The 22,331-nt window shown below is 62.1% G+C and carries 26 protein-coding genes; 16 read left to right on the top strand and 10 right to left on the bottom strand.

Annotated elements, in window-relative coordinates; translation table 11 throughout:
- Positions 1 to 47: 47 nt before the first annotated feature.
- From hisF to hisB, 7 genes are all read right to left on the bottom strand, one after another.
- Positions 48 to 839 carry an imidazole glycerol phosphate synthase subunit HisF gene (hisF, locus tag NKI38_RS05130; protein ID WP_352655333.1) on the bottom strand — a complete coding sequence of 264 codons (792 nt, stop codon included), beginning with the start codon at positions 837 to 839 and terminating at the stop codon, positions 48 to 50.
- On the bottom strand, positions 839 to 1,675 hold the full coding sequence (locus NKI38_RS05125) for an arginase family protein (RefSeq protein WP_352655331.1): 837 nt from the start codon (positions 1,673 to 1,675) through the stop codon (positions 839 to 841). The genes hisF and NKI38_RS05125 overlap by 1 nt, the downstream gene beginning before the upstream one ends.
- Positions 1,672 to 2,415 (bottom strand): 1-(5-phosphoribosyl)-5-[(5-phosphoribosylamino)methylideneamino]imidazole-4-carboxamide isomerase, encoded by a 744-nt coding sequence (gene hisA, locus NKI38_RS05120; protein ID WP_352655329.1) that lies wholly within the window; start codon positions 2,413 to 2,415, stop codon positions 1,672 to 1,674. Before hisA ends, NKI38_RS05125 begins: the two co-directional genes overlap by 4 nt.
- 4 nt (positions 2,416 to 2,419) lie before the next feature.
- Positions 2,420 to 2,710 (bottom strand): DUF1330 domain-containing protein, encoded by a 291-nt coding sequence (locus NKI38_RS05115; protein ID WP_352655327.1) that lies wholly within the window; start codon positions 2,708 to 2,710, stop codon positions 2,420 to 2,422.
- Between the two features lie 87 nt (positions 2,711 to 2,797).
- Entirely contained in the window at positions 2,798 to 3,448 is a 651-nt protein-coding gene (gene hisH / locus NKI38_RS05110) for an imidazole glycerol phosphate synthase subunit HisH (protein WP_352655325.1), read from the bottom strand.
- 1 nt (position 3,449) lies between these two features.
- The gene (locus NKI38_RS05105) at positions 3,450 to 3,926 is read right to left on the bottom strand and encodes a DUF2628 domain-containing protein (protein WP_352655323.1); all 477 of its coding nucleotides are present in this window, start codon (positions 3,924 to 3,926) and stop codon (positions 3,450 to 3,452) included.
- A gap of 4 nt (positions 3,927 to 3,930) precedes the next feature.
- Positions 3,931 to 4,530: an imidazoleglycerol-phosphate dehydratase HisB gene (gene hisB / locus NKI38_RS05100; protein ID WP_352655321.1), complete on the bottom strand. Its 600-nt coding sequence runs from the start codon at positions 4,528 to 4,530 to the stop codon at positions 3,931 to 3,933.
- Positions 4,531 to 4,744: 214 nt separating this feature from the next.
- Here hisB and hslV point away from each other — a divergent pair, with 214 nt between their 5' ends.
- The 6 genes from hslV (at position 4,745) to NKI38_RS05070 (ending at position 10,213) form a co-directional block, all read left to right on the top strand.
- Entirely contained in the window at positions 4,745 to 5,296 is a 552-nt protein-coding gene (hslV, locus tag NKI38_RS05095) for an ATP-dependent protease subunit HslV (protein ID WP_352655319.1), read from the top strand.
- A 53-nt stretch (positions 5,297 to 5,349) separates the two neighbouring features.
- Complete coding sequence (locus NKI38_RS05090; RefSeq protein WP_352655317.1) at positions 5,350 to 5,862, top strand: GNAT family N-acetyltransferase; 513 nt, start codon at positions 5,350 to 5,352, stop codon at positions 5,860 to 5,862.
- Positions 5,859 to 7,013 (top strand): hypothetical protein, encoded by a 1,155-nt coding sequence (locus NKI38_RS05085; RefSeq protein WP_352655315.1) that lies wholly within the window; start codon positions 5,859 to 5,861, stop codon positions 7,011 to 7,013. Before NKI38_RS05090 ends, NKI38_RS05085 begins: the two co-directional genes overlap by 4 nt.
- Before the next feature lie 48 nt (positions 7,014 to 7,061).
- Complete coding sequence (locus NKI38_RS05080) at positions 7,062 to 7,661, top strand: DUF2585 domain-containing protein (RefSeq protein WP_352655313.1); 600 nt, start codon at positions 7,062 to 7,064, stop codon at positions 7,659 to 7,661.
- A 4-nt stretch (positions 7,662 to 7,665) separates the two neighbouring features.
- A complete protein-coding gene (gene hslU, locus NKI38_RS05075) occupies positions 7,666 to 8,979 on the top strand; it encodes an ATP-dependent protease ATPase subunit HslU (protein ID WP_352655311.1) in 1,314 nt (437 codons plus the stop codon).
- A gap of 274 nt (positions 8,980 to 9,253) precedes the next feature.
- Positions 9,254 to 10,213 (top strand): DUF1402 family protein, encoded by a 960-nt coding sequence (locus NKI38_RS05070; protein ID WP_352655309.1) that lies wholly within the window; start codon positions 9,254 to 9,256, stop codon positions 10,211 to 10,213.
- Between the two features lie 27 nt (positions 10,214 to 10,240).
- On the opposite strand, the gene NKI38_RS05065 is transcribed toward NKI38_RS05070, so the two are convergent.
- Genes NKI38_RS05065 through NKI38_RS05055 form a run of 3 tightly spaced genes read right to left on the bottom strand, consistent with a single transcriptional unit; the run spans position 10,241 to position 12,934 of the window.
- Positions 10,241 to 11,470, bottom strand: coding sequence for an NAD(P)/FAD-dependent oxidoreductase (locus NKI38_RS05065; protein WP_352655307.1), 1,230 nt, complete (start codon positions 11,468 to 11,470; stop codon positions 10,241 to 10,243).
- Positions 11,471 to 11,475: 5 nt separating this feature from the next.
- Positions 11,476 to 11,790, bottom strand: a complete 315-nt coding sequence (locus tag NKI38_RS05060) for a MocE family 2Fe-2S type ferredoxin (RefSeq protein ID WP_352655305.1) — start codon at positions 11,788 to 11,790, stop codon at positions 11,476 to 11,478.
- A 52-nt stretch (positions 11,791 to 11,842) separates the two neighbouring features.
- Entirely contained in the window at positions 11,843 to 12,934 is a 1,092-nt protein-coding gene (locus tag NKI38_RS05055; RefSeq protein WP_352655303.1) for a fatty acid desaturase family protein, read from the bottom strand.
- Positions 12,935 to 13,101: 167 nt separating this feature from the next.
- Between NKI38_RS05055 and NKI38_RS05050 the strand changes: the two genes are divergently transcribed.
- The 10 genes from NKI38_RS05050 to NKI38_RS05005 all read left to right on the top strand — a co-directional run bounded on the left by NKI38_RS05050 (position 13,102) and on the right by NKI38_RS05005 (position 22,095).
- Positions 13,102 to 14,133: a LacI family DNA-binding transcriptional regulator gene (locus tag NKI38_RS05050; RefSeq protein WP_352655301.1), complete on the top strand. Its 1,032-nt coding sequence runs from the start codon at positions 13,102 to 13,104 to the stop codon at positions 14,131 to 14,133.
- Between the two features lie 353 nt (positions 14,134 to 14,486).
- Positions 14,487 to 15,428 carry a sugar ABC transporter substrate-binding protein gene (locus NKI38_RS05045; RefSeq protein ID WP_352655299.1) on the top strand — a complete coding sequence of 314 codons (942 nt, stop codon included), beginning with the start codon at positions 14,487 to 14,489 and terminating at the stop codon, positions 15,426 to 15,428.
- Between the two features lie 100 nt (positions 15,429 to 15,528).
- Positions 15,529 to 16,605, top strand: a complete 1,077-nt coding sequence (locus NKI38_RS05040) for an ABC transporter permease (protein ID WP_352655297.1) — start codon at positions 15,529 to 15,531, stop codon at positions 16,603 to 16,605.
- A gap of 2 nt (positions 16,606 to 16,607) precedes the next feature.
- Positions 16,608 to 17,375 (top strand): ATP-binding cassette domain-containing protein, encoded by a 768-nt coding sequence (locus tag NKI38_RS05035; protein ID WP_023761106.1) that lies wholly within the window; start codon positions 16,608 to 16,610, stop codon positions 17,373 to 17,375.
- Positions 17,376 to 17,492: 117 nt separating this feature from the next.
- Positions 17,493 to 18,494, top strand: coding sequence for an inositol 2-dehydrogenase (iolG, locus tag NKI38_RS05030; RefSeq protein WP_352655295.1), 1,002 nt, complete (start codon positions 17,493 to 17,495; stop codon positions 18,492 to 18,494).
- A 23-nt stretch (positions 18,495 to 18,517) separates the two neighbouring features.
- Positions 18,518 to 19,312: an SDR family oxidoreductase gene (locus tag NKI38_RS05025; RefSeq protein WP_352655293.1), complete on the top strand. Its 795-nt coding sequence runs from the start codon at positions 18,518 to 18,520 to the stop codon at positions 19,310 to 19,312.
- 102 nt (positions 19,313 to 19,414) lie between these two features.
- On the top strand, positions 19,415 to 19,681 hold the full coding sequence (locus NKI38_RS05020; RefSeq protein ID WP_292454106.1) for a type II toxin-antitoxin system prevent-host-death family antitoxin: 267 nt from the start codon (positions 19,415 to 19,417) through the stop codon (positions 19,679 to 19,681).
- A complete protein-coding gene (locus tag NKI38_RS05015; protein ID WP_352630591.1) occupies positions 19,678 to 20,100 on the top strand; it encodes a type II toxin-antitoxin system VapC family toxin in 423 nt (140 codons plus the stop codon). Before NKI38_RS05020 ends, NKI38_RS05015 begins: the two co-directional genes overlap by 4 nt.
- A 50-nt stretch (positions 20,101 to 20,150) precedes the next feature.
- Positions 20,151 to 20,795, top strand: a complete 645-nt coding sequence (locus NKI38_RS05010) for a DUF6904 family protein (protein WP_352655291.1) — start codon at positions 20,151 to 20,153, stop codon at positions 20,793 to 20,795.
- A 208-nt stretch (positions 20,796 to 21,003) separates the two neighbouring features.
- Positions 21,004 to 22,095, top strand: coding sequence for a 3-deoxy-7-phosphoheptulonate synthase (locus NKI38_RS05005; RefSeq protein WP_352655289.1), 1,092 nt, complete (start codon positions 21,004 to 21,006; stop codon positions 22,093 to 22,095).
- The last annotated feature ends 236 nt before the right edge of the window (positions 22,096 to 22,331 follow it).

Raw genomic sequence — 22,331 nt, 5'->3', positions numbered from 1 at the left:
GCATGATCTTTTTCCGAAAACCGGTTCCCATTTTTCGGGATCATGCTTTAAGACCGATTGCCGAGGGAGTCCAGCCGCATCGGCAGCCCCGCGGCGGCCATATGCGCCTTGGCCTGCGCTATCGTATAGGTGCCGAAATGGAAGATGGAGGCCGCAAGCACGGCGCCGGCATGGCCATCGCGAATGCCTTCGACCATGTGATCGAGTGTGCCGACCCCGCCGGAAGCGATCACCGGCGCCCGCACCGCGTCGGCAATGGCGCGGGTCAGCGCGATGTCGTAGCCGGCCTTGGTGCCGTCTCGGTCCATCGACGTCAGCAGGATCTCGCCGGCGCCGCGATCGACCATCAGCCGAGCGAATTCGACCGCGTCGATGCCGGTCTTCTCGCGCCCGCCATGGGTGAAGATCTCCCAGCGATCGGCCTCGCCGGTGCCGGACACGTTCTTGGCGTCGATGGCGACGACGATGCACTGGTTGCCGAACTTGTCGGCCGCCTCGGCGACGAAATCCGGGGTCTTCACCGCCGCCGTGTTGATCGACACCTTGTCGGCGCCGGCCAGCAGCAGCTTCCTGATGTCGGCGACCTGGCGCACGCCGCCGCCGACGGTCAGCGGCATGAAGCATTGTTCGGCGGTGCGGGCGACGATGTCGAAGATGGTCTCGCGATTGTCCGACGAAGCGGTGATGTCGAGAAAGCAGAGTTCGTCGGCGCCGGCCGCGTCATAGGCCTTGGCCGCCTCGACTGGATCGCCGGCGTCGATGAGATCGACGAAGTTGACGCCCTTGACGACGCGACCGTTCTTGACGTCGAGGCAGGGGATGACACGGGCTTTGAGCATCAGCGGCCCTCTATCGTGGCGATGAGATCGTTGAGCAACTGACCGACCAGCGGCGGGACATCGCCCTGCGCGTCGAAGGCCGGATCGTAGGCGGAAACAGTGATGCCGACGACAGGCACCGCAAGCGCCATGGCGCAAGTGGCGTCGCGCAACTGTTCCGGGCTCGGCCCGCCAGACGCGATATAGCGGTTAGCCTGCAACTCCCCGGGATCGTGCACGTCCATGTCGAGATGCATGTGCACGCGTTTGGCACCGGCGACCTTCAGTCTTTCGGTCGCCTGGGCCACTCCAGGGCATTCCGTCCGGATTATCGGCAATGTCTCGAGGAGTTGCTTTTCCGCCGGATCGAGATCGCGCGCGTTGACGAGCACGCAGCGTGAGGGATCGATCGGCTTGAAGCCGGGGATGGCCGCCGCCATCGGGCGCCAACACAGGCCAAGCACCGTCGCCAGCGCCATGCCGTCGAGAAAGCCGTATGTGGATGTCTCGGGCGTGTTGAGGTCGCCGTGCTGGTCGGCCCAGATGATCGCATCGGCGTCCTCGCCGGCGACCGCGCCGGCGCTGGTCAGGCAGTTTCCGGCAAGGACGATGGGAAACCGACCGGCGTCCCGGGCAAGGCGAACCTCGGTCGCAACCGCGTTGCAGACAGCAAAGCCGGTGGCGATTTCGCGCTCCTGGGCATCTCCAACCTTGCCAATATCCTCGACCATCACATCGTGGCCGGCCATCGTCAGAGCGTCGACGAGCCCGCCTGATATCAGCGCATCCGGACCCTGGCCCATGCCGCCATGGTAATGGCCGCTGTCGTAGGAGGCCAGGATAATGGAGATGTTCACGTCCGCGTCTCCGCCTTGCCCTGCAGGATCGCAAGAGCCTCGGCCGGATCGATGCGGCCGTCATAGAGCGCGCGGCCGGAGATGGCGCCTTCGAGCTTTTGCGCATCGGGCATGGTCATGCGCACGATGTCGGCGATCGAGGCGAGGCCGCCCGACGCGATGACCGGGATCGACACGGCGTCGGCGAGGCCGATGGTGGCATCCCAGTTGATGCCGGTCAGGACGCCGTCACGGTCGATGTCGGTGTAGATGATGGCAGCGACGCCGGCGCCTTCGAATTTCTTCGCCAGTTCGATGACGCCGAGGCTCGATGCCTCGGCCCAGCCCTCGACGGCGACCTTGCCGCCCTTGGCGTCGATGCCGACGGCCACCTGGCCCGGGAATGCCTTGCAAGCCTGCTTGACCAGATCGGGATCGCGCACCGCCACCGTGCCGAGGATGACGCGGGCCAGCCCGCGATCGAGCCAGTCCTCGATCTGCGCCAGCGTGCGGATGCCGCCGCCGAGCTGGACCGGATTCTTCGTCGCCTTGAGGATGGCGCCGACCGCCGCACTGTTGACGCTCTGGCCCTGGAAGGCGCCATTGAGGTCGACGACATGCAGCCATTCGAAGCCCTGCTGCTCGAAGGCTTTGGCCTGGGCCGCCGGGTCGTCATTGTAGATGGTCGCGGTGGCCATGTCGCCGTGCTTGAGGCGCACGCATTGGCCGTCCTTGAGGTCGATGGCGGGGAAAAGGATCATCCGTTCAGGCGCCTTCAACGATGACGAAATGGCCTGATGAGGCGGCAAGCCGAAACTTCGAGGCGTGCTGATATTCCGGCGAATGATAGCATTCGACCGCCTTGTCGTAGGAATCGAACTCGACCAGCACGTGACGATTGCCGGTCGGTCCTTCGGGATTCTCGTAGCGACCGGCGCGCACTGGGAATTTCGCGCCGTATTTCGCAAAGGCGACGGCATTCGCCTCGATGTACTGCTTGTACACATCGGGATCGCGGACATCGACCATCGCCATCCAGTAGCCCTTCTTGCTCATGAGTTATCCCTTCGCTTGAGCATGATCTCGGGACAAACGGGAACCGTTTGTCCGAGAAAACCGGGGGCCACTTTTCGGGATCATGCTCTAGGGCCTCCAGCGCAGGAAGTTGGTGATCAGCGCCAGGCCGAGCGCCTGGCTCTTTTCAGGGTGGAACTGCGTGCCGACGAGATTGTCACGGGCAACGGTGGCCGTCACCGGGCCGCCATAGTCGGTGACCGCCAGAACCTCGTCCGCCCTGCGCGCATCGAGATGGTAGGAATGGACGAAATAGGCGTGCAGCCCGTCCGGCCCGGTCGGAATGCCGGCAAACAGCGGATGCCGGCGTTTGAGTTCGATCGTGTTCCAGCCGATCTGCGGGATTTTCAGCGCCGGATCGGCGGGCGTGATCTCCTTGACGTCGCCTGATATCCAGCCAAAGCCGTTGGTAATTGTCTTTTCGAGGCCACGCTGCGACATCAGCTGCATGCCGACGCAGATGCCGAGGAAGGGCCGGCCTTTGCCGATCGCGACTTCTTCCACCGCTTCCCACATGCCTTCTACGGTATGCAAGCCGGCCGCGCAGTCGGCGTAGGCGCCGACGCCGGGCAGGACGATGCGATCAGCGGTACGCACCCGTTCGGCATCGGCGGTCAGGTCGATGTCCGCTGATATGCCGGCTTCCCGCGCGGCGCGCTCGAAAGCCTTGGTGGCCGAGCGCAGATTGCCCGAACCGTAATCGATGATGGCAACCCGCATGTCAGCGTCTTCCCGGAATGTGGGTCAGCCCCAACGCCATGCCCGGCTGCGCGGGCCGCGCGCGAGCAGCGTCCGGGACCATGCGTTGCACCGGGGCAGCCTCATCGGCAAGCGCATCCGTCTCGAGCGCATAGCGCGTATCGGCATCATCGAGCCATCCGGCCTCGACCACGCCCCATTCGTGCCAGCCGCGCCGGCGAAGTGCCGATATGCGCAGCGCCTGTCCTTCCAATCCGACATAGAGCGAAACCAGCAGCGACAGCAGCGAGTCGGCCAGCCCAAGACCGAGCTTTTCGCCGAGCATCGAAAGCAGGCCCATGATGACGAAGGCGAGGGCTGCTTCGATCCACAGCCGGTGCCAGGCGAGCCATAGCGGCGGCACCAGAAAGCCGAGCCAGGCGAAGCCATCGCGCACAAAGGCCGTTGTATCGGCTTTCTCACCGCGGCCGGGCGGTTCCATGACGACATAGGCGGCCATGACGCTATCCCTTCAAAGATCCCTTGGTGGAGGGTACCGCGTCCGGCTGGCGCGGATCGCGTTCGAGTGCCGTGCGCAGCGCACGCGCCACCGCCTTGAAGCAGGTCTCGGCGATGTGGTGGTTATTGGCGCCGTAATGATTGGTGACATGCAGCGTGATGCCGGCATTCTGCGCCAGCGCCTGGAAGAACTCGCGCACCAGTTCGGTGTCGAACATGCCGATCTTCGGCGACGAGAAGGAAACGTTCCAGACCAGGAAGGGACGGCCGGACACGTCGATCGCCGCACGCGTCAGCGTCTCGTCCATGGCAAGGTCGATCGAGGCATAGCGCATGATGCCGCGCCGTTCGCCGAGTGCCTTGGCCAGCGCCTGGCCGAGCGCGATGCCGGTATCCTCGACCGTGTGGTGGTCGTCGATGTGCAGGTCGCCCTTGGCCCTGACCGTCATGTCGATCAGCGAGTGGCGGGAAAGCTGGTCCAGCATATGATCGAAGAAGCCGACGCCCGTCGAAATGTCTGATTTGCCCGAGCCGTCGACATGGACCGATACCGCGATATCGGTTTCCTTGGTCTTGCGGCTGGCTTCGGCGGAACGGGGCGACATGACCTTGTCCTTGTCCCAGGGTTTTCACGCGTTCCAAGCCTTCACCGGCTTGAAAACGAGAGCCTTCTAGCAGCATGATCCGGCGATTGCCAGTTGCCATCCCGGTCGGGTATCGAGCGGTTTGCAATCACCGGGCCCATGCATACATATGGCCGATCAAGTCACTCGTACCGCGCCAATCGCCTTTTGGGATAGCGCTGCTCGGAGCCAGGAAATGTCGAATGAACTGACCATGCACGCCACGACCATCGTGACGGTGCGCAAGGGCAACAAGGTGGTGATCGCCGGCGATGGCCAGGTCAGCCTTGGCCAGACCATCATGAAGGGCAACGCCAAAAAGGTGCGCCGCATCGGCAAGGACGGCAATGTGATCGCCGGTTTCGCCGGCGCCACGGCCGATGCCTTCACCCTTCTGGAGCGGCTCGAAGCCAAGCTCGAACAATATCCCGACCAGCTGACGCGCGCCTGCGTCGAACTCGCCAAGGACTGGCGCACCGACCGCTATCTGCGCCGGCTGGAAGCGATGATGCTGGTTGCCGACAAGTCGGTCTCGCTGGCGCTGACCGGCACCGGCGACGTGCTCGAGCCCGAACACGGCGTCATGGCCATCGGTTCGGGCGGCAACTACGCGCTGGCCGCGGCACGCGCCCTGATGGACAGCGACAAGGATGCAGAGGAGATCGCCCGCAAGGCGATGCAGATCGCATCCGACATCTGCGTCTACACCAACAATAATTTCGTCATCGAAACGCTCGATGCCGGCTGACCCGGCCGCCAATCATGATCCCGAAAAGTGGAAACCGGTTTTCGGGAAAGATCATGGTTGAACAAGAAGATAGGTATGATTTTCGGCCGGTGACCGAGAAAGACCTGCCGATGATTGCCGGCTGGCTCGCCGAGCCGCATGTCGCGGAGTGGTGGGACGATCCCGAAACGGAAATCGCCGAGATTCGCGAGCACATCGATAGCATTTCCGTCGAGCCGCTGATCGTCGAACTCGACGGCGAGCCGATCGCCTATCTGCAGAGCTACGATCCGCACATGGAAGACGACCATCCCTATGCCGACCAGCCGTTCGGCACGCTCGGCATCGACCTGTCGATCGGCCGGCCGGAGCTGCTCGGGCTCGGCCATGGCTCGGCAATCGTGCGCCAGTTCGTCGAACAGCTGTTCGAGGAAGGCGTGCCGCGCGTCATCATAGACCCGGACCCCGCCAACGGGCGGGCTATCCGCGCCTATGAAAAGGCTGGCTTTGTTGCCTTTGACACCAGAATATCGGAATACGGGCCAGCATTGATGATGGCGCGCGACGCGCCACAGGAGCCCGATTGATCCGCGCGGAAACACTCGACAAGGCAATCGCCTCGGGTCTGATTTCGCAGACGCTGCGGGATCAACTTGAGGCCATGGAACGCGCGGTCGCGGCTGAGGCCCAGCACGTCGATGATGAGGGTGACGAGGAAAACCTGCGACTGGTCGGCGGCGGCAATGATCTCTTCATCACCGTCGGGACTGTTCTGCTCAACGCCGGTATTTTCTTCGTCCTCATCACCATGCTTCCTGGTCAGACGTTCTGGATTGCCGGCATTCTTGCGGTTTTCACCTGGGCGCTGGCCGAAATTGTCACGCGTCAGCATCGGATGAAATTGTCTTCTTCCGTGCTTGCCCTGATCTTCATAGTCGCCATTCTGGTCGCGCTGGCGCTGCGAGTTAGGGCCAGCTTTGACATCCGCATGCCGGAAACCATCTGGCAGCTATTGGCGTTGCGCCAGACGGCTTCCCGGGCCGGATATCTGTTTCTCGGCGGGGGAATAGCGGCGGCGGTAATCTATTTCTGGCGCTTTCGCGTCCCCGTCCTTGCCGGGGTCATCGCCATCGCCTTCACACTGCTTGCTTTCCTGCAAACGGCGATAATCCTGTACGACGGCCTGACGACAGGCGCGGTTGCGCCGCCAAGCCTCGAGGATGTTCCCGAATTGCTCCGCGCGGCACTCTACATGCCGCTGATCTGCGGCCTGATCGTATTCTCGACGGCCGTGGCTTTCGACATCCACGACCGAGATCGACGCAAGATCTGGTCAGATTGTGCGTTCTGGCTGCATGTCGTATCGGCGCCCATGCTGGTGCATCCGCTGTTTATCATGGCAACTGGCCAGAACGTCGCATTCGGACATATCGCGCCCGACGCCAATGCGACCATCATGCTGACGATCCTGATCCTTGGCTTCGTTTATGTCGCGCTCGCCATAGACCGCCGTTCGCTGTTGGTTCCCACATTGGCCTATTTCGGCTCGCTGGGCATCTACTATCTGGTCAACTCCGCCTCCCATTCGACTGGCATTCCGCCTTTTGCCTTGATCTTGGTCGTTGTCGGCGCGTTGATCATCCTTTTCGGGGCGGGCTGGCAGCGTATCCGGCGAATTGTCGTCAAGCCAACTTTGCCGGCGGCCGTAATCCGCTGGCTGCCGCCGCTGAAGGCGTAGCGGCTGTGATGACCGAAGAGCACGACGGGCATGAGGGGAAATGAGGGCATGAAAGCATCCGGCGAGGACAAAAACCTCTCGGCCTACGAAAACAGCTGGCGGATGGGGCTGCTCATCGTGCTTGGGCTGATCATCGTCCAGGCCGTCACGCTTTATTTGATGGGACGGACACCGATCTGCACCTGCGGCTACGTCAAGCTCTGGCATGGCGTCGTGCAGAGTTCGGAGAATTCCCAGCATATTTCGGACTGGTACACGCCATCGCATTTCATCCACGGCTTCCTGTTCTATGCCTTGGCGCGGTTTTTGTTTCCACGCTCACCGATCGGACTGAGGCTGGCATTTGCCGTCCTCATCGAAGGCGGCTGGGAGCTGGTCGAGAACAGCCCCTTCATCATCGACCGCTACCGCGCCGGCACCATCTCGCTCGACTATTACGGCGACAGCATCATCAATTCGGTGTCCGACACACTGGCCATGGTGCTGGGATTTGTGATGGCGCGAACCCTACCTATATGGGTGATCGTCAGTCTCGCCGTCGTTTTCGAATTGGGCACCGGTTATCTGATCCGGGACAATCTGACACTCAACGTGATCATGCTGCTGCATCCGTTAGAGGCCATCAAGCAGTGGCAAAGTGGAATTTAATGATATGACTACATTTTCTCCTCGCGAAATCGTTTCCGAACTCGACCGCTTCATCATCGGCCAGAAGGACGCCAAGCGCGCCGTGGCCATCGCCTTGCGCAACCGCTGGCGCCGCCAGCAGCTGGAAGGCCAGATGCGCGAGGAGGTGATGCCGAAGAACATCCTGATGATCGGGCCGACGGGCGTCGGCAAGACCGAGATTTCGCGCCGCCTGGCGCGGCTGGCCGGTGCGCCTTTCGTCAAGGTCGAGGCGACCAAATTCACCGAAGTCGGTTATGTCGGCCGCGATGTCGAGCAGATCATCCGCGACCTGGTCGAGATCGCCATCGGCCTGGTGCGCGAGAAGATGCGCGAGGACGTCAAGGCGCGCGCCCATATCAACGCCGAGGAACGCGTGCTGGAATCGCTTGTCGGCAAGACGGCGAGCCCGGCCACCCGCGATAGCTTCCGCAAGAAGCTGCGCGACGGTGAGCTCGACGACAAGGAGATCGAGATCGAAGTCGCCGACACCGGCACTGGCGGCATGCCCGGCTTCGAGATTCCCGGCATGCCGGGCGCCAACATCGGCGTGCTCAACATCAACGACATGCTGTCGAAGGCGATGGGCGGCAAGAAGACCAAGGCGCGCAAGACGACGGTGAAGGAATCCTACGCGCTGCTGGTCAACGATGAGTCCGACAAGCTGCTCGACCAGGATGAGGTGGTGCGCCGGGCGCTCGATGCGACGGAAAATGACGGCATCGTCTTCCTCGATGAGATCGACAAGATCGCGTCGCGCGAAGGCGGCATGGGCGCCGGCGTTTCTCGCGAAGGCGTGCAGCGCGACTTGTTGCCGCTGATCGAGGGCACGACGGTGGCGACCAAATACGGACCGTTGAAGACCGACCACATCCTGTTCATCGCCTCGGGTGCGTTCCACGTCTCGAAGCCGTCCGACCTGCTGCCGGAATTGCAGGGCCGCCTGCCGATCCGCGTCGAGTTGCGCGCGCTGGAGAAGGATGATTTCGTCCGCATCCTGACCGAGACCGAAGCGAGCCTGATCAAGCAGTATATCGCGCTGATGAAGACAGAAGGCGTCGACCTGACCTTCACCGACGACGCCATCGATTCGCTGGCCGGCATCGCCGTCGACCTCAACGCCAGCGTCGAGAACATCGGCGCAAGGCGGTTGCAGACGGTGATGGAGCGGGTGCTGGACGAAATCTCCTACGACGCGCCGGACCGCAACGGCACGAGCGTCACCATCGACGCCGCCTATGTGGAAAAGCATGTCGGCGATCTGTCGCGAAACACAGATTTGTCGCGATTCATCCTTTAAACGACGGCGCCGGGTCATTCCGGCGCCGGCTTAAGCAACAGATTCCGGCAAATAGAATCATGTGTGGCCAGATGGTACCATCTGGCCACCTTTCGTATTGCCGGGTGAAGGGGTGCTCTCGACTCAATCAAGAGCTTTACCTAGTTTGCGCGGCAATTCTCTAGGGCAGTTCACCGTTTCCCGGAGACGGTGAACCATTCCATCTCTTTGTTTGACGCAATTCCGGACGGAAAACCGTTTCACACTTTTCCTGGAATTGCTTAGGCGGCGGCGCATGAAAAAACTGATCCTGCTCATTCTCGGCTTGACGCTGGCGGCGACGCTGTTCGCCACTGAAGCGGCGACATTGGTGCCGGCGGGAAACCGCAATGCCGTACAGCCGGACATTCCCGGCGCTTCAAGCCGGCGCACGCAGGCGACCAACACCACCTTCCAGGCGAAATACCGCAAGGTCTACGCCCTGCTGCAGAACGACGCCGATCTGCGCGGTAAGATCAAGAAGACAGCGGCCACCTACGGCATTGATCCCCTGCACATCGTCGGCGCCATCGTCGGCGAGCACACCTATAATGTCGACGCCTACGACCGGCTGCAGACTTATTACGTCAAGGCGATCTCTTACCTGTCGAGCAAGCTGTCCTTCGCTTATGACGGCGAGGACGTCACTGATTTCGTGCAGCGGCCGGAATTCAAGAAATGCGCTGGCGTCTCGGACAGCTATGATCTGTGGGAATGCCGTGAGCAGGTGTGGAACCATTCGTTTCGCGGCAAGAGCGTCGGCGGGACAAGCTTTCCAGACGACCGCTTCGGCGCCACCTTCTTCCAGCCCTATTATGCCGGCCAGACCTTCGGCCTCGGCCAGCTCAATCCGCTGACCGCCCTGCAGATGAGCGACCTGGTGCACAAGGTTTCCGGCCTGCCAGAACTCGATGTCGCCGATCCCAACTCGGTCTACAAGACCATCATGGATCCCGACCTGACGCTGCCTTACGTCGCCGCGACGATCAAAAAATCGATCGACGCCTACAAGAGCATTGCCGGCTTCGATATTTCGGGCAATCCGGGGCTGACCGCCACGCTCTACAATGTCGGCAATCCGGAGCAGCGCGCCTATGCGCTGAAAGCGGAGAACGACAGGCGCCGCGCCGCCGGCGAGCCGGAGAAGCTGCCGGAAGAGAATTATTATGGCTGGCTGGTCAACGACAAATTGGCGGAGCTGAAGGCGCTGTTTTAGGGCCTCGGCCCTCCATTCTTCGCGAGCTCAAGCCGCCAGCAACGACTTCAGCTTGACGGTTTGCGATCCCAGCGCTTCCGGCGTCGGTTTCGCTCGTTTGCCGATCAGCATTTCGGCCAGCCGGATGTCGCGGGCGACCGCGTTGCCGGGGCCGATGCCGCTGGCGGCCACCAGCCTGCCGTCCTCGGCCAGATGGAAGAGGATGAAGGCTCCGTCGCCGAGATCGCGCCGCACGATGCTGCGGCCCTCGTCCGAGAGGCCCGCGATCTGCAGGGACAGACCATATTGATCCGACCAGAACCACGGCACCGCAGCATGCGCCTCGCCGGCGCCGAGCATGTTTTTCGCCGCCAGCGCGCCTTGTTCCTGGGCGTTGCGCCAGGCTTCCAGCCGCACGCGGCGACCGCCATAGACGGCGAGCGGAAACGAGCAGCAATCGCCGGCGGCAAAGATATCGGGATCGCTGCTGCGCAGCTCGGCATCGACAGCGATACCGTTGTCGATCGTCAGCCCCGCTTCGGCCGCAAGCCCGGTCACCGGCACGGCGCCGATGCCGATGACGGCGAGGTCGGCTGATATGTCCTGTCCGCCGGCAAGCGCAATGCGCACCTCGTTGCCATCGTCGGCGACGGACGCGATGCCGTCGCCGCACAGGATCTTCACGCCCTCGGCGACATGCGCATCATGAATGATTTGGGCGATCTCGGCCGGCACGCCGCGCATCAGGATGCGCGGCTGCGCCTCGACGACGGTGACCGACGCTCCGAGCTTGCGTGCCGCGGCGGCGAGTTCGAGGCCGATGAAGCCGCCGCCGATGATGGCGATACGATTGCCTGCCTTGAGATGCGCGCGAATGGCAAGCGCATCGACGAAGGTGCGGAGATAAACGCAGCGCCGACCCAGTCCCACCATCGGCAGCTTGCGCGGCGTCGAACCGGTCGCCAGCAGGAGCTTGTCATAAGGCAGGACCGAACCGTCCGACAGGCGCACCATATGCGCCGCGCGATCGATCGCCACGGCCTGAACGGAATGGATATGCCGGATCGATTTCTCGGCCAGAATTGCGTCGCTGGCGATCGCCTTGATCTCGGGCGCCTCGCTGGCCATCGCGTCCTTGGACAGCGGCGGGCGCTCGTAGGGCAGATGCGGCTCATCGCCGACCAGCGTCACCGGCCCGTCGTAACCGAGATCACGCAGTGCCAACGCTGCTCGCCCACCGCATTCGCCGGCGCCGATGATGACCATTCCCCGCGCCATCTCAGTTATCCAATCTGGATCAGGACTTTGCCGGCGTCGACCTTGACCGGATAGGTCTTCAGGTTGACGCAGACCGGCGCGCCGCGGGCATCACCCGTCTTGTAGTTGAAACGGCCATTGTGCTTGGGGCATTCGATGATGTCGTCCATCACCAGCCCCTCGGCCAGATGCACCTTTTCATGCGTGCAGAGGCCGTCGGTGGCGAAGAACTCGTCGTCGGGGCTGCGATAGATGGCGAAGGTGCGGCCGCCATGGTCGAAGCGCATCACATCCTCCTCGTCTATGTCGCCGGTGGTGCAGGCCTCGACCCAGTCGCTCATTCAGTCCTCCTCAAAAATCGGGGCTCGCCTGGAAATCCGGACGACCGAGCAATCATTCCGCAGCAGCCGCGATGGCATCGTTGTGGAATTCTTCGCGATATGGCCGTGCGGTCGGCGGCAACTCGCGCTTGAGGAAATAGTCCTCGTTGCGCAGCTGGCGCAGGAAGACCGGGATCATCTCGCGGTAGCCGGCCAGGATCGACGGTGTCGGCGCCGGCAGATCGTGCTTAATCAATTCGTGCAGCTTCGGCAGCGCATGGTAGGGCACCATCGGAAACATGTGATGCTCGACATGGTAGTTCATGTTCCAGTAGATGAAGCGGCTGATCGGGTTCATGTAGACGGTGCGGCTGTTGAGCCGATGATCGGTGACATTGTCGGCCAGGCCGCCATGTTGAAGCAGGCCGACCATGACGTGATGCCAGGCGCCATAGAGCCTAGGCAGGCCAACCAGCATCAGCGGCAGGAACGAACCGGCGTAGAACGCCAGCGCGATGGTGGCGGCATAGATCGCCGTCCAGATGCGGGCGATGCGGATCGCCCTTGGCTGTTCCTGCTCGGGAATGAAGGTCTTTTCCGCCGCGCTGATGTTGCCGGCGGCGTTGCGCAGCATATCGCTCATCGCATGCCAGGCGTCGAGCACGCCGACGAAGCCCAGCATGGCGCGAAGCAGATCAGGCGGGCGCATAACCGAGATTTCCGGGTCGCGGCCGACGATGATGGTGTCGGTGTGGTGGCGCGTGTGGCTCCAGCGCCAGGTCACCGGATTGCGCATGATCATGAAGCAGGCGATCTGATAGACCACATCATTCATCCACTGCGTCCGGAAGGCGGTGCCATGACCGCATTCATGCCAGCGTGAATCGGTGGATGAGCCGTAGAGGACGCCATAGACGAAGAAGAACGGCACGCACCACCAGCTGCCCCAGAACCAGACGCCGCCGCCGCCACTGACAATCAGGGCGGCTAGCCAGATAATGGTATCGCGGATCGCCGGCCCGTCGGAGCGCTGCATCAGCTCCTTCATCTGCTTGCGCGGAATCTCGGTGTGATACCACTCGGCCGCCGACAGGCCGGTCTCGACGGCGAGCTTGGCGTCGCGGCCGATCAGGCTGTAGTCACGCCGGGACGGCGCAGTGGACATGATTGCCTCCCTCGGCAAGGCATTCGCCAGGGCGAATGCCTGAAATCCAGTGGCTTCGAGTCTGAAAAATAGCGCCAGACCATGATAGACTCAACATCATAAAGATAGTTTCTATCATTTTCTATCAGGATGATGTAGGAAAAGCCCAACACTCCAATGAGGCAAGCATGGCGAAACGGCCGACCATATCAGACCTGGCGCGCATCTCCGGTGTCAGTGTTGCCACGGTGGACCGCGTGCTCAACAGCCGCCTGCCGGTGCGCGAGGACACGGCGCGCCGCGTCTACGAGGCGGCGACCGAGATCGGTTATCACGCGGCAGGGCTGATCAAGCAGCGGATGCGCCATGAATTGCCCGAGTATCGGCTCGGATTCCTGCTGCTCAAGGGCAATTACGTCTTCTACAGCGAGTTCGCCCGCGAGCTTGAACGCGCCGTGTCGCAATCGCCGCGGTTCCGCGGCGTCGCCATGATCGATTTTGCGGATTCGCTCGCCGCAGACGAAATCGTCGAGCGCGCGCGCAGGCTGGCGACCAAGTGCAGGGCCGTCGCTTTGGTCGGGCCGGATCATCCGACGCTGACGGTCGCCGTCGAGGAAATGAAGGCGAAAGGGCTGCCGGTGTTTTCCCTGCTGTCCGACTTCGCCGCCGGCATCCGCGAAGGCTATGTCGGCCTCGACAACCGCAAGGTCGGCCGCAGCGCGGCCTGGATGATCTCGAAGGCGGCGAAGCGGCCGGGCAAGGTTGCGTTGTTCGTCGGCAGCCACCGCTTCCATGGCCACGAACTGCGCGAGATCGGCTTTCGCTCGTTCTTTCGTGAACAGGCGCCGGAATTCACCTTGCTCGAGACTTTGGTCAATCTCGAGGCCAACGAGATTACCCAGGATACGCTGCTCGATCTGCTCGGCCGCCACCCCGATCTCGTAGGCTGCTATGTCGCCGGCGGCGGCATGGAAGGCGCGGTCGCGGCACTCAGGCAGGCAAAGCCGGCCGAGATGCCCGCAGTCGTCTGCAACGAGATCAACGCGACATCGCGCTCCGCCTTGGCGGATGGCATCCTGACGATGGTGATCTCGACGCCGTTGGCGGCCCTGTGCCGCGAACTGGTCGACCTGATGGCGCACGCCATCGAGACGGGCGCCGCCAACGCGCCCGGCCAGACCTTCCTGCCGTTCGATATTTATTTGCCGGAGAACATTTAGGGCTCTGACGTTCAAAGATCGGCTGAGGCGCCTAAACTTCGTCATCCACGGGCGGAGCAAGGAGCGCAGCGACGCGGCGCAGACCCGAGGATGACGAAGTGGTGGGTGCCCATCATCCGAAATTCCTCCACCCGGTTTTGGAATCTCCTTGACGCCTCACAGCAAAATGGAATAAATATTTCACCAACTGTGTATTTTGGTTCTTTCGTTCCGGAACATCTGGGTTTGGCGTTCCAGCAAACGGCAAGGCGTCACCCGGGACAGAAACGACAGCAGGGAGAGATTCCCCGGGGAGATCGGGGATTCCGGATAAATCGGTGAAACCGGACACCAGCATGTGGAGGAGAAAGACAATGAAGAAACTAATTTTGGGCGTCGCTTTCGCGGCGCTGATGAGTTCATCCGCTTTTGCCGCCAAGGTTGGCGTGTCAATGGCCAAGTTCGACGACAACTTCCTGACCGTGCTGCGCAACGGCATGATCGAGCAGGCCAAGGGCATGAGCGGCGTCGAGCTGCAGGTCGAGGACGCGCAGAACGACGTCGCCAAGCAGCTTGATCAGATCAAGAACTTCGCCGCTTCGGGCGTCGACGCGATCATCGTCAACCCGGTCGACACCTCGGCCACGCAGGCGATGTCGGATGCAGCCGCCGCGGCCAAGATTCCGCTGGTTTACGTCAATCGCGAGCCGGTCAATGTCGACACACTGCCCGACAACCAGGCCTTCGTCGCCTCGAACGAAGCCGATTCCGGCACGCTGGAGACCAAGGAAGTCTGCCGCCTGTTCAAGGACGCCGGCAAGAAGGAAGCCAATGTCTATGTGATCATGGGTGAACTCTCCAACCAGGCCGCCGTGCAGCGCACCAAGGACATCGAAGAGGTGATCGCGACGCCGGACTGCAGCTTCATCAAGATCATCGACAAGCAGACGTCGAACTGGAATCGCGACGAGGCCCAGAACCTGATGACCAACTGGCTGTCGACCGGCAAGCCGTTCGATGGTGTGATCGCCAACAATGATGAAAGCGCCATCGGCGCCATCCAGGCGATGAAGGCCGCCAACATCGACATGAAGACGGTCGTGGTCGGCGGCGTCGATGCCACCCAGGACGCGCTTGCCGCCATGCAGGCGGGCGACCTCGACGCAACCGTGTTCCAGGATGCGGCCGGCCAGGGCGCCGGTGCGCTGGATGCGGCGCTTAAGCTCTCCAAGGGCGAGAAGGTCGAACACAAGGTCTACGTCCCCTTCCAGCTGGTGACGCCGGCGAACATCGACAAGTTCCTGAAGAAGAACTGAGCCGCACGCATACGGAGCGGCGCTCTCACAGCGCCGCTCCTCTTTCCCTCAGCGCCGGCAAGGCAGCAAGGGACGACCGCGGCTGACGGAGGATAGAAGATTGGCACAGACATCTCATGGCGTCGGCGGGGTCAGCTATGACGCGAAGAAGCGCACATGGCCGGCCGAATTCAATGTTTTCCTGGCGCTCATCATTCTCGTCGTCATCTTCGAATTGATCGGCCGCGTCTTTCTTGGCGACAGCTTCCTGTTCAACACCCGCAGCGACGTCAGTGCGATCTTCAACGAGGCACGGCTACAGATCATCATCCTGCAGGTGTCGATCGTCGGCATCATCGCCATCGGCGTGACGCAAGTGATCATCACCGGCGGCATCGACCTGTCCTCGGGTTCGATCGTCGGCGCGACCGCGATGATCGCCATGAGTTTTGCCCAGGTGGCGACCGTTAACGGCAATCCCAACCCCAAGGCGATGTTCCTGGCGCAAGGCTGGACCGATCTGCCCGTGATCGTGCCGGTGCTGGTCGCGATCGGCTGCGGCCTATTTGCCGGCTTGGTCAACGGCGCGTTGATTGCCTATACGCGCATTCCGCCTTTCATCGCCACGCTCGGCATGATGGTGACCGCACGCGGCATCGCCAAATGGTGGTCCAAGGGCCAGCCGATTTCGTTTCCCACCGAGGGTTTCGCGGCCATCGGCAAAGGCCTGATGCCCGTCATCATCTTCCTGTCGCTGGCGGTGCTGTTCCAGCTGATCATGACCTACACCAGGTACGGCAAGCATTGCTACGCGATCGGCTCCAACGAGGACGCCGCGCGCATGTCCGGCATCAAGATCGCCAACCACAAGATCCTGGTCTACGTCATCGCCGGTATACTTGCCGCGCTCGCCGCCGTGGTATTGAGTTCCAAGAACCTGACCGCACAGTCCGGCATGGGCGTGATGTATGAACTCGACGCCATCGCCATGGCGGTCATCGGCGGCGTCTCGCTGTCGGGCGGCCGCGGCTCGATCATCGGCACGGTGATCGGCTCGCTGATCTTCGGCGTCATCATCTCCGGCTTCACCTTCCTGCGCCTCGACGCCTACTACCAGGAGATGGTCAAGGGCGTGATCATCGTCGGTGCGGTGGTTCTCGACCAGTGGCGCCAACGCCTGCGGGCAATGAGGGCTTGACCATGTCAGACATCGTCCTGAAGACCGAAAACCTGACCAAGCGCTATGGCGGCGTGCATGCGCTCGAAGGCGCTAACTTCGAACTACGCAAGGGCGAGCATGTCGCCATCATGGGCGACAACGGCGCCGGCAAGTCGACCTTCGTGCGCCAGATCACCGGTGTCGAGCAGCGTACCAGCGGTCAGATCTGGTTCGACGGCAAGGAAGTGAACTTTACCGGCCCGATCGAGGCACGCGAGGCGGGCATCGAAACCGTGTTCCAGAACCTTGCGCTGGCCGACGATCTCGACGTGCCGTCGAACCTGTTCCTCGGCCGCGAAAAGGTGCTGTTCAATCTCGGCCCGTTCTCGATCCTCGATCGAAAATACATGCGCAAGGCGACCGAGGCGGCACTGGTCCGCACGGCGGTGAAGATCCCCAATCTGTCCAACACCATCCGCCACATGTCGGGCGGCCAGCGCCAGTGCGTGGCGATCGCCCGGACGGCGACCTTTGCCTCCAAGCTGATCATCATGGACGAGCCTACCGCCGCCCTTGGCGTGCAGGAGACGGCGCAGGTCGAAAACATCGTCCGCACCCTGAAGGACAATGGCGAGCCGCTGATCCTGATCAGCCACAATATGCGCCAGGTGTTCGACCTTTGCGACCGCATCGTCGTGTTCCGGCGCGGCCGCATCGTCGCCAATCTGCGCAAGGAGAACACCGACGGAAACGATATCGTCTCCTACATCACCGGCGCCAAGACCGGCGAGGCGGAACTCGCGGCCTAAACAGGGTGATCACCCTGTTTTGGGGCGATATGCGTGCTTGAAATAACCTCGCCACCTTCCTCCTAAGGAAGGTGCGGACACAACTCTCTCTAACCCATCCCCCTAGAGGAAATACTCATGACTGTTCGCTTCGCCCTCCTCGGTGCCGGCCGCATCGGCAAGGTCCACGCCCGCGCCGTCGGCTCCAATCCGCAGGCCAAACTGGTTGCTGTCGCCGATGCGTTCGAGAAGGCGGCAACTGAACTGGCGAACGCCTATGGTGCCGAAGTTCGCAGCATCGACGCCATCGAGAAATCCGGGGATATCGACGCCGTCGTCATCTGCACGCCGACTGACACCCATGCCGATCTGATCGAGCGTTTCGCCAAGGCCGGCAAGGCGATCTTCTGCGAGAAGCCGATCGATCTCAACGTCAAGCGCGTCGAGAAGTGCCTGGCCGTGGTCGAGAAGACCAAGGCGACGTTGATGGTCGGCTTCAACAGGCGCTTCGACCCGCATTTCGCCGCCGTGCGCAAGGCGATCGATGATGGCGCCATCGGCACCGTCGAGATGGTCACCATCACGTCGCGCGATCCGGGTGCACCGCCGATCGACTACATCAAGCGCTCGGGCGGCATTTTTCGCGACATGACCATCCACGATTTCGACATGGCGCGCTTCCTGCTCGGCGAGGAGCCGGTGGCGGTCAGCGCGCATGCCTCGGTGCTGGTCGACAAGAAGATCGGCGCGGCCGGCGATTTCGACTCGGTCAGCGTCATACTCGAAACCGCATCCGGCAAGCAGGCCGTCATCTCCAACTCGCGCCGTGCCACCTATGGCTACGACCAGCGCATCGAGGTGCACGGCTCGAAAGGCATGGTCGCGGCCGAGAACCAGCGGCCGGTGTCGATCGAACTGGCCAACGAGAAGGGCTACACGCGCCCGCCGCTGCATGACTTCTTCATGACGCGCTATCTTGACGCCTATGCCAATGAGATCGCTGCCTTCATCGCAGCGGCGACGTCGGGCAAGAAGGCCGCGCCGAGCGGGGCGGACGGACTGGTGGCGTTGAAGCTGGCGGATGCGGCGCTGAAGTCGGCGACCACAGGCAAGACCGTTCGCTTGGACACGGCAAAGTAAGACATCCAGACAGGAGCAGAGCGATGAGCGCATTAGCCGATCGCAATTCAAAGACGCGCGCCATCGTCACCGGCGGTGCGCAAGGCATCGGCTTCGCCGTCGCCGAAGCGCTGGCCGACGAAGGCTGCCGGGCGCTGGCGCTCATCGGCCGCTCGCAGGAGAAGGGCGACAAGGCCGTTGCCCATTTCAGGAAATTGGGTGTCGACGCCATCTTCATCAGCGCCGACGTCTCTGATGTGGCCGACTGCAAGCGCGCGGTCGCCACAGCGATCTCGCATTTCGGCACCATCAACGCGCTGGTCAACGCCGCCGCGACGTCGGCGCGTGGTTCGCTGGTCGAAACCAGCAAAGAGCTTTTCGACCAGATCTTCGACACCAATGTGCGCGGACCGTTTTTCCTGATGCAGGGCGTGGTGGCGCATCTGCTGGAGAAAAAAGCGCCCGGCTCGATCGTCAATGTGCTGTCCATGTCGGCGCATTGCGGCCAGTCTTTCCTGACGGCTTATTCCACCAGCAAGGGCGCGCTGATGACGCTGACCAAGAATGTCGCCAATGCGCATCGGCACAATCGCATCCGCTGCAACGCGGTGCTGCCCGGCTGGATGGACACCGAGGGCGAAGACATCGTCCAGAAGAAATGGCACGACGCCCCGGACGACTGGCTGGCAAAAGCCGAAGCCGCGCAGCCGATGGGCCAACTGGTGAAGCCGGACCAACTGGCTCGGCTGATCAGCTACATGGTGAGCCCGCAGTCAGGCGTCATGACCGGATCGCTGGTCGACTACGACCAGAGTATTGCGGGGTCGTCGCCGGAATAGCAGCGGGCAAGTCCAGCGGGAACGCCCGTCACCCGCGCCCTGTTGCCGCCGCATCGCCATTCCCATATAGTCAAGATAGTCAGACTGGTCATGGAGATCGCAATGCTGTCTGCGCCCAAAGAGAATACCAACTGGACGGTCGCCGGGGCAAAAGCCCGGCTCTCGGAGGTTATCGAGCGCGCGCAGTCTTCGCCGCAGACGATCACCAGAAACGGCAAACCAAGCGTGGTTGTCGTCTCGGCCGAGGAATGGCAGCGGAAGACCGCGCGCAAGGGTACGCTTGCGGAGTTCCTGTTGGAGTCGCCGCTGCGCGGCGCCGATCTCGACCTGGAGCGTCAGCGCGACGAACCGCGCGATCTGCCGCTGTGAGGCTTCTGCTCGACATGAATGTCCTGTCCGAGGTGACAAGGCCGGCGCCGGACGCACGCGTTCTGGACTGGCTGGACAGGCTCGATGAGGACCGCTCATTCATCAGCGTCGTGTCGATCGCCGAGATCCGGCGTGGCGTCGCCCTCATGGATGAGGGCCGGAAACGTGAGGCACTGGCCGAGTGGCTCGCTCGGGACCTGCCGCAGCGCTTCGAGCAGAGGGTCCTTCCGGTGGACGAACCAGTTGCCTTGGCCTGGGGCGACCTGATGGGCTTTGCGAAGCGCCACGGTCGCGGCCTGTCGTCGATGGACGGCCTGATCGCAGCCACGGCGATTGCGCGGGAACTCACCTTGGCAACGCGCAACACGAAGGATTTCGAAGGCTTTGGGATTGGACTCTTCGATCCCTGGACTGAATGAGCCGCTCGGTGCAGCATGTCTAGAAAGCCGGCTGAGACAGGAGGGTGCGTTTGCTTTCATATCGCTTACTGAAAAATCACGCCGGCATTCTTCTGGTTGGTGACTATACATCTCTTCAATGGCTCCACACGGTCGTGCATGAGGTCAATGACCGGTCGCCGCTTATTAAGGACAGGGAAGGCCTGTTCTTAAGTCTAGCCTACGATGTCCGGAAGGCCTACGAACGCCAACGCGAGATTCTACACCCGCCCTCAGATCATGAGGAAATGGGCATCCGTTATGGTGTCCAGGCGCTGTGGCCCGTTATTCTTCTTCAGCAAAGGATGCTGAGGGTATCGCTGGCGTATCTCGAACACACCGCAAAAACCCAGGCCATTGTCTATGCTCTGGAAGCCGTAATCGAGGAGGCTCTCAAGGAGGATTTCGCAGCGCTTGGCGCTGAAGCAGTCGCGCATTGGCAGCGGCTGGATCCAGCATACCGCAATGTTTTCGATGGTCTCTGGAGCCGTACCGCAATTTTCTGCTCATGGTCAAAATCCGAGCGGAGGCGGCATTTTCTGGACCTACTATCAAGTTTCGAACCCCTGTACGAAACCCTCTACACATACCGCCTTCAACGTGGCGAGAAGAATCTTCTGTCACCTGGAGACCTTCTGGAGTGGGATAACGTCGAATGGCCTGATCCGCGCTGGTAGGCCAATCAAGCACGTGACAAGCGCTTCCGCTTCGACTATATGAGCCGCATGATCAACCTGACCGCCACGTATTGGTACTTTAGGAGCTCGCTGGCGGCGGGAGGATTGCGCTCGATCTGAAGATTGCAGCAACAAGATCCAAACAGCCGCCATACCTGGCGGCTTTTTTGTTTCAGCCGGCAGGTTCCCCAAACAGGAGCAGAAAGCCGTGTTGACCACCACAGATGATCTTCGGGTCAAGGAAATCAGGGAATTGAGTACGCCGGACCAGGTGATGCGGGAGATACCGCGCACGCTGACGGCGACGCGTACTGTCAGCGCTTCACGCAACGCCATCCACGCTATTTTGAACGGTACCGACGATCGGCTGCTGGTCATCGTCGGGCCGTGTTCTATCCACGATCCGGTCGCCGCCGTGGACTATGCCAGCCGTCTGGCGGCGTTGCGCGAGAGCCTGTCGGACCGGCTGGAGATCGTGATGCGGGTCTATTTCGAAAAGCCGCGCACGACGGTCGGCTGGAAAGGCCTGATCAACGATCCCGACCTCGACGGCAGCTTCAACATCGACAAGGGACTGCGGATGGCGCGCAACGTGCTCTCCGCCGTCAACAATCTCGGCCTGCCGGCAGCGACCGAATTCCTCGACATGACCACGCCGCAATACATTGCCGACCTCGTTGCCTGGGGCGCGATCGGCGCGCGCACCACCGAGAGCCAGATCCACCGCGAGCTTGCCTCCGGCCTGTCCTGCCCGGTCGGCTTCAAGAACGGCACCGACGGCAATCTGCGGATCGCCGCCGAGGCGGTGAAATCCGCCGCCCAGCCGCATCATTTCATGGCGGTGACCAAGGGCGGGCGCAGCGGTATCGCGACGACCACCGGCAACGAGGACTGCCACGTCATCCTGCGCGGCGGCGTTCAGCCGAATTATGACGCGGCCAGCGTCGAAGCCGCTAGCACGGAGCTTGCCCGCATCGGTGTCGCGCCCCGTTTGATGATCGATGTCAGCCACGCCAACTCAGCCAAGAAGCCCGACAACCAGCCCAAGGTGGCGGCCGATGTCGCGGGCCAGGTCGCGGCGGGGGACGAGCGCATTATCGGCGTGATGATCGAGAGCAATCTCGTCGCCGGTCGGCAGGATGTCGTGCCCGGCAAGCCGTTGGTGTATGGCCAGAGCATCACCGATGGCTGCATCGACTGGGCGACCACCGAGACGGTGCTGCACGGCCTTGCCGGCGCCGTCGAGTGGCGCCGTTCAGCGCGCCGCGCCATGATAGACAGCCGCCAGGGAGCCGCCTGAGGGCAAATCGTACATGGCAGCGCCAGCCCCCTCTCCGGCCGCTGCGCGGCCACCTCTCCCCATTTCATGGGGGCGAGGAAAACGCTAACTACCGATGGCACGGCCTTGGAAACCCTGGGTTCCTCGCCCCCACAAAGTGGGCTAGGGGATGCACACATCTTTTGAGGTGGATGACTCGCTTTTGATTGGTTGTTTGGCGTTGGGATGTGATTCTGTTGGCGATGCTCGGATTGAGG

Source organism: Mesorhizobium sp. M0621 (assembly GCF_040320745.1).
In the GTDB taxonomy this organism is placed as follows: domain Bacteria; phylum Pseudomonadota; class Alphaproteobacteria; order Rhizobiales; family Rhizobiaceae; genus Mesorhizobium.
The sequence above is the reverse complement of the archived record's forward strand: the minus strand, read 5'-3'. Positions and strand labels throughout refer to the sequence as shown.

Bases quoted from the DNA above. Each gene is read 5' to 3' on its own strand.
- hslU (WP_352655311.1), top strand. From the start codon at position 7,666: ATGACTACATTTTCTCCTCGCGAAATCGTTTCCGAACTCGACCGCTTC.
- NKI38_RS05045 (WP_352655299.1), top strand. From the start codon at position 14,487: ATGAAGAAACTAATTTTGGGCGTCGCTTTCGCGGCGCTGATGAGTTCA.
- hisH (WP_352655325.1), bottom strand. From the start codon at position 3,448: ATGCGGGTTGCCATCATCGATTACGGTTCGGGCAATCTGCGCTCGGCC.
- iolG (WP_352655295.1), top strand. From the start codon at position 17,493: ATGACTGTTCGCTTCGCCCTCCTCGGTGCCGGCCGCATCGGCAAGGTC.
- NKI38_RS05025 (WP_352655293.1), top strand. From the start codon at position 18,518: ATGAGCGCATTAGCCGATCGCAATTCAAAGACGCGCGCCATCGTCACC.
- NKI38_RS05035 (WP_023761106.1), top strand. From the start codon at position 16,608: ATGTCAGACATCGTCCTGAAGACCGAAAACCTGACCAAGCGCTATGGC.
- NKI38_RS05080 (WP_352655313.1), top strand. From the start codon at position 7,062: ATGAAAGCATCCGGCGAGGACAAAAACCTCTCGGCCTACGAAAACAGC.
- NKI38_RS05060 (WP_352655305.1), bottom strand. From the start codon at position 11,790: ATGAGCGACTGGGTCGAGGCCTGCACCACCGGCGACATAGACGAGGAG.
- hisF (WP_352655333.1), bottom strand. From the start codon at position 839: ATGCTCAAAGCCCGTGTCATCCCCTGCCTCGACGTCAAGAACGGTCGC.
- NKI38_RS05020 (WP_292454106.1), top strand. From the start codon at position 19,415: ATGCTGTCTGCGCCCAAAGAGAATACCAACTGGACGGTCGCCGGGGCA.
- NKI38_RS05070 (WP_352655309.1), top strand. From the start codon at position 9,254: ATGAAAAAACTGATCCTGCTCATTCTCGGCTTGACGCTGGCGGCGACG.
- hslV (WP_352655319.1), top strand. From the start codon at position 4,745: ATGTCGAATGAACTGACCATGCACGCCACGACCATCGTGACGGTGCGC.
- hisB (WP_352655321.1), bottom strand. From the start codon at position 4,530: ATGTCGCCCCGTTCCGCCGAAGCCAGCCGCAAGACCAAGGAAACCGAT.
- NKI38_RS05105 (WP_352655323.1), bottom strand. From the start codon at position 3,926: ATGGCCGCCTATGTCGTCATGGAACCGCCCGGCCGCGGTGAGAAAGCC.
- NKI38_RS05065 (WP_352655307.1), bottom strand. From the start codon at position 11,470: ATGGCGCGGGGAATGGTCATCATCGGCGCCGGCGAATGCGGTGGGCGA.
- hisA (WP_352655329.1), bottom strand. From the start codon at position 2,415: ATGATCCTTTTCCCCGCCATCGACCTCAAGGACGGCCAATGCGTGCGC.
- NKI38_RS05050 (WP_352655301.1), top strand. From the start codon at position 13,102: ATGGCGAAACGGCCGACCATATCAGACCTGGCGCGCATCTCCGGTGTC.
- NKI38_RS05115 (WP_352655327.1), bottom strand. From the start codon at position 2,710: ATGAGCAAGAAGGGCTACTGGATGGCGATGGTCGATGTCCGCGATCCC.
- NKI38_RS05090 (WP_352655317.1), top strand. From the start codon at position 5,350: ATGGTTGAACAAGAAGATAGGTATGATTTTCGGCCGGTGACCGAGAAA.
- NKI38_RS05055 (WP_352655303.1), bottom strand. From the start codon at position 12,934: ATGTCCACTGCGCCGTCCCGGCGTGACTACAGCCTGATCGGCCGCGAC.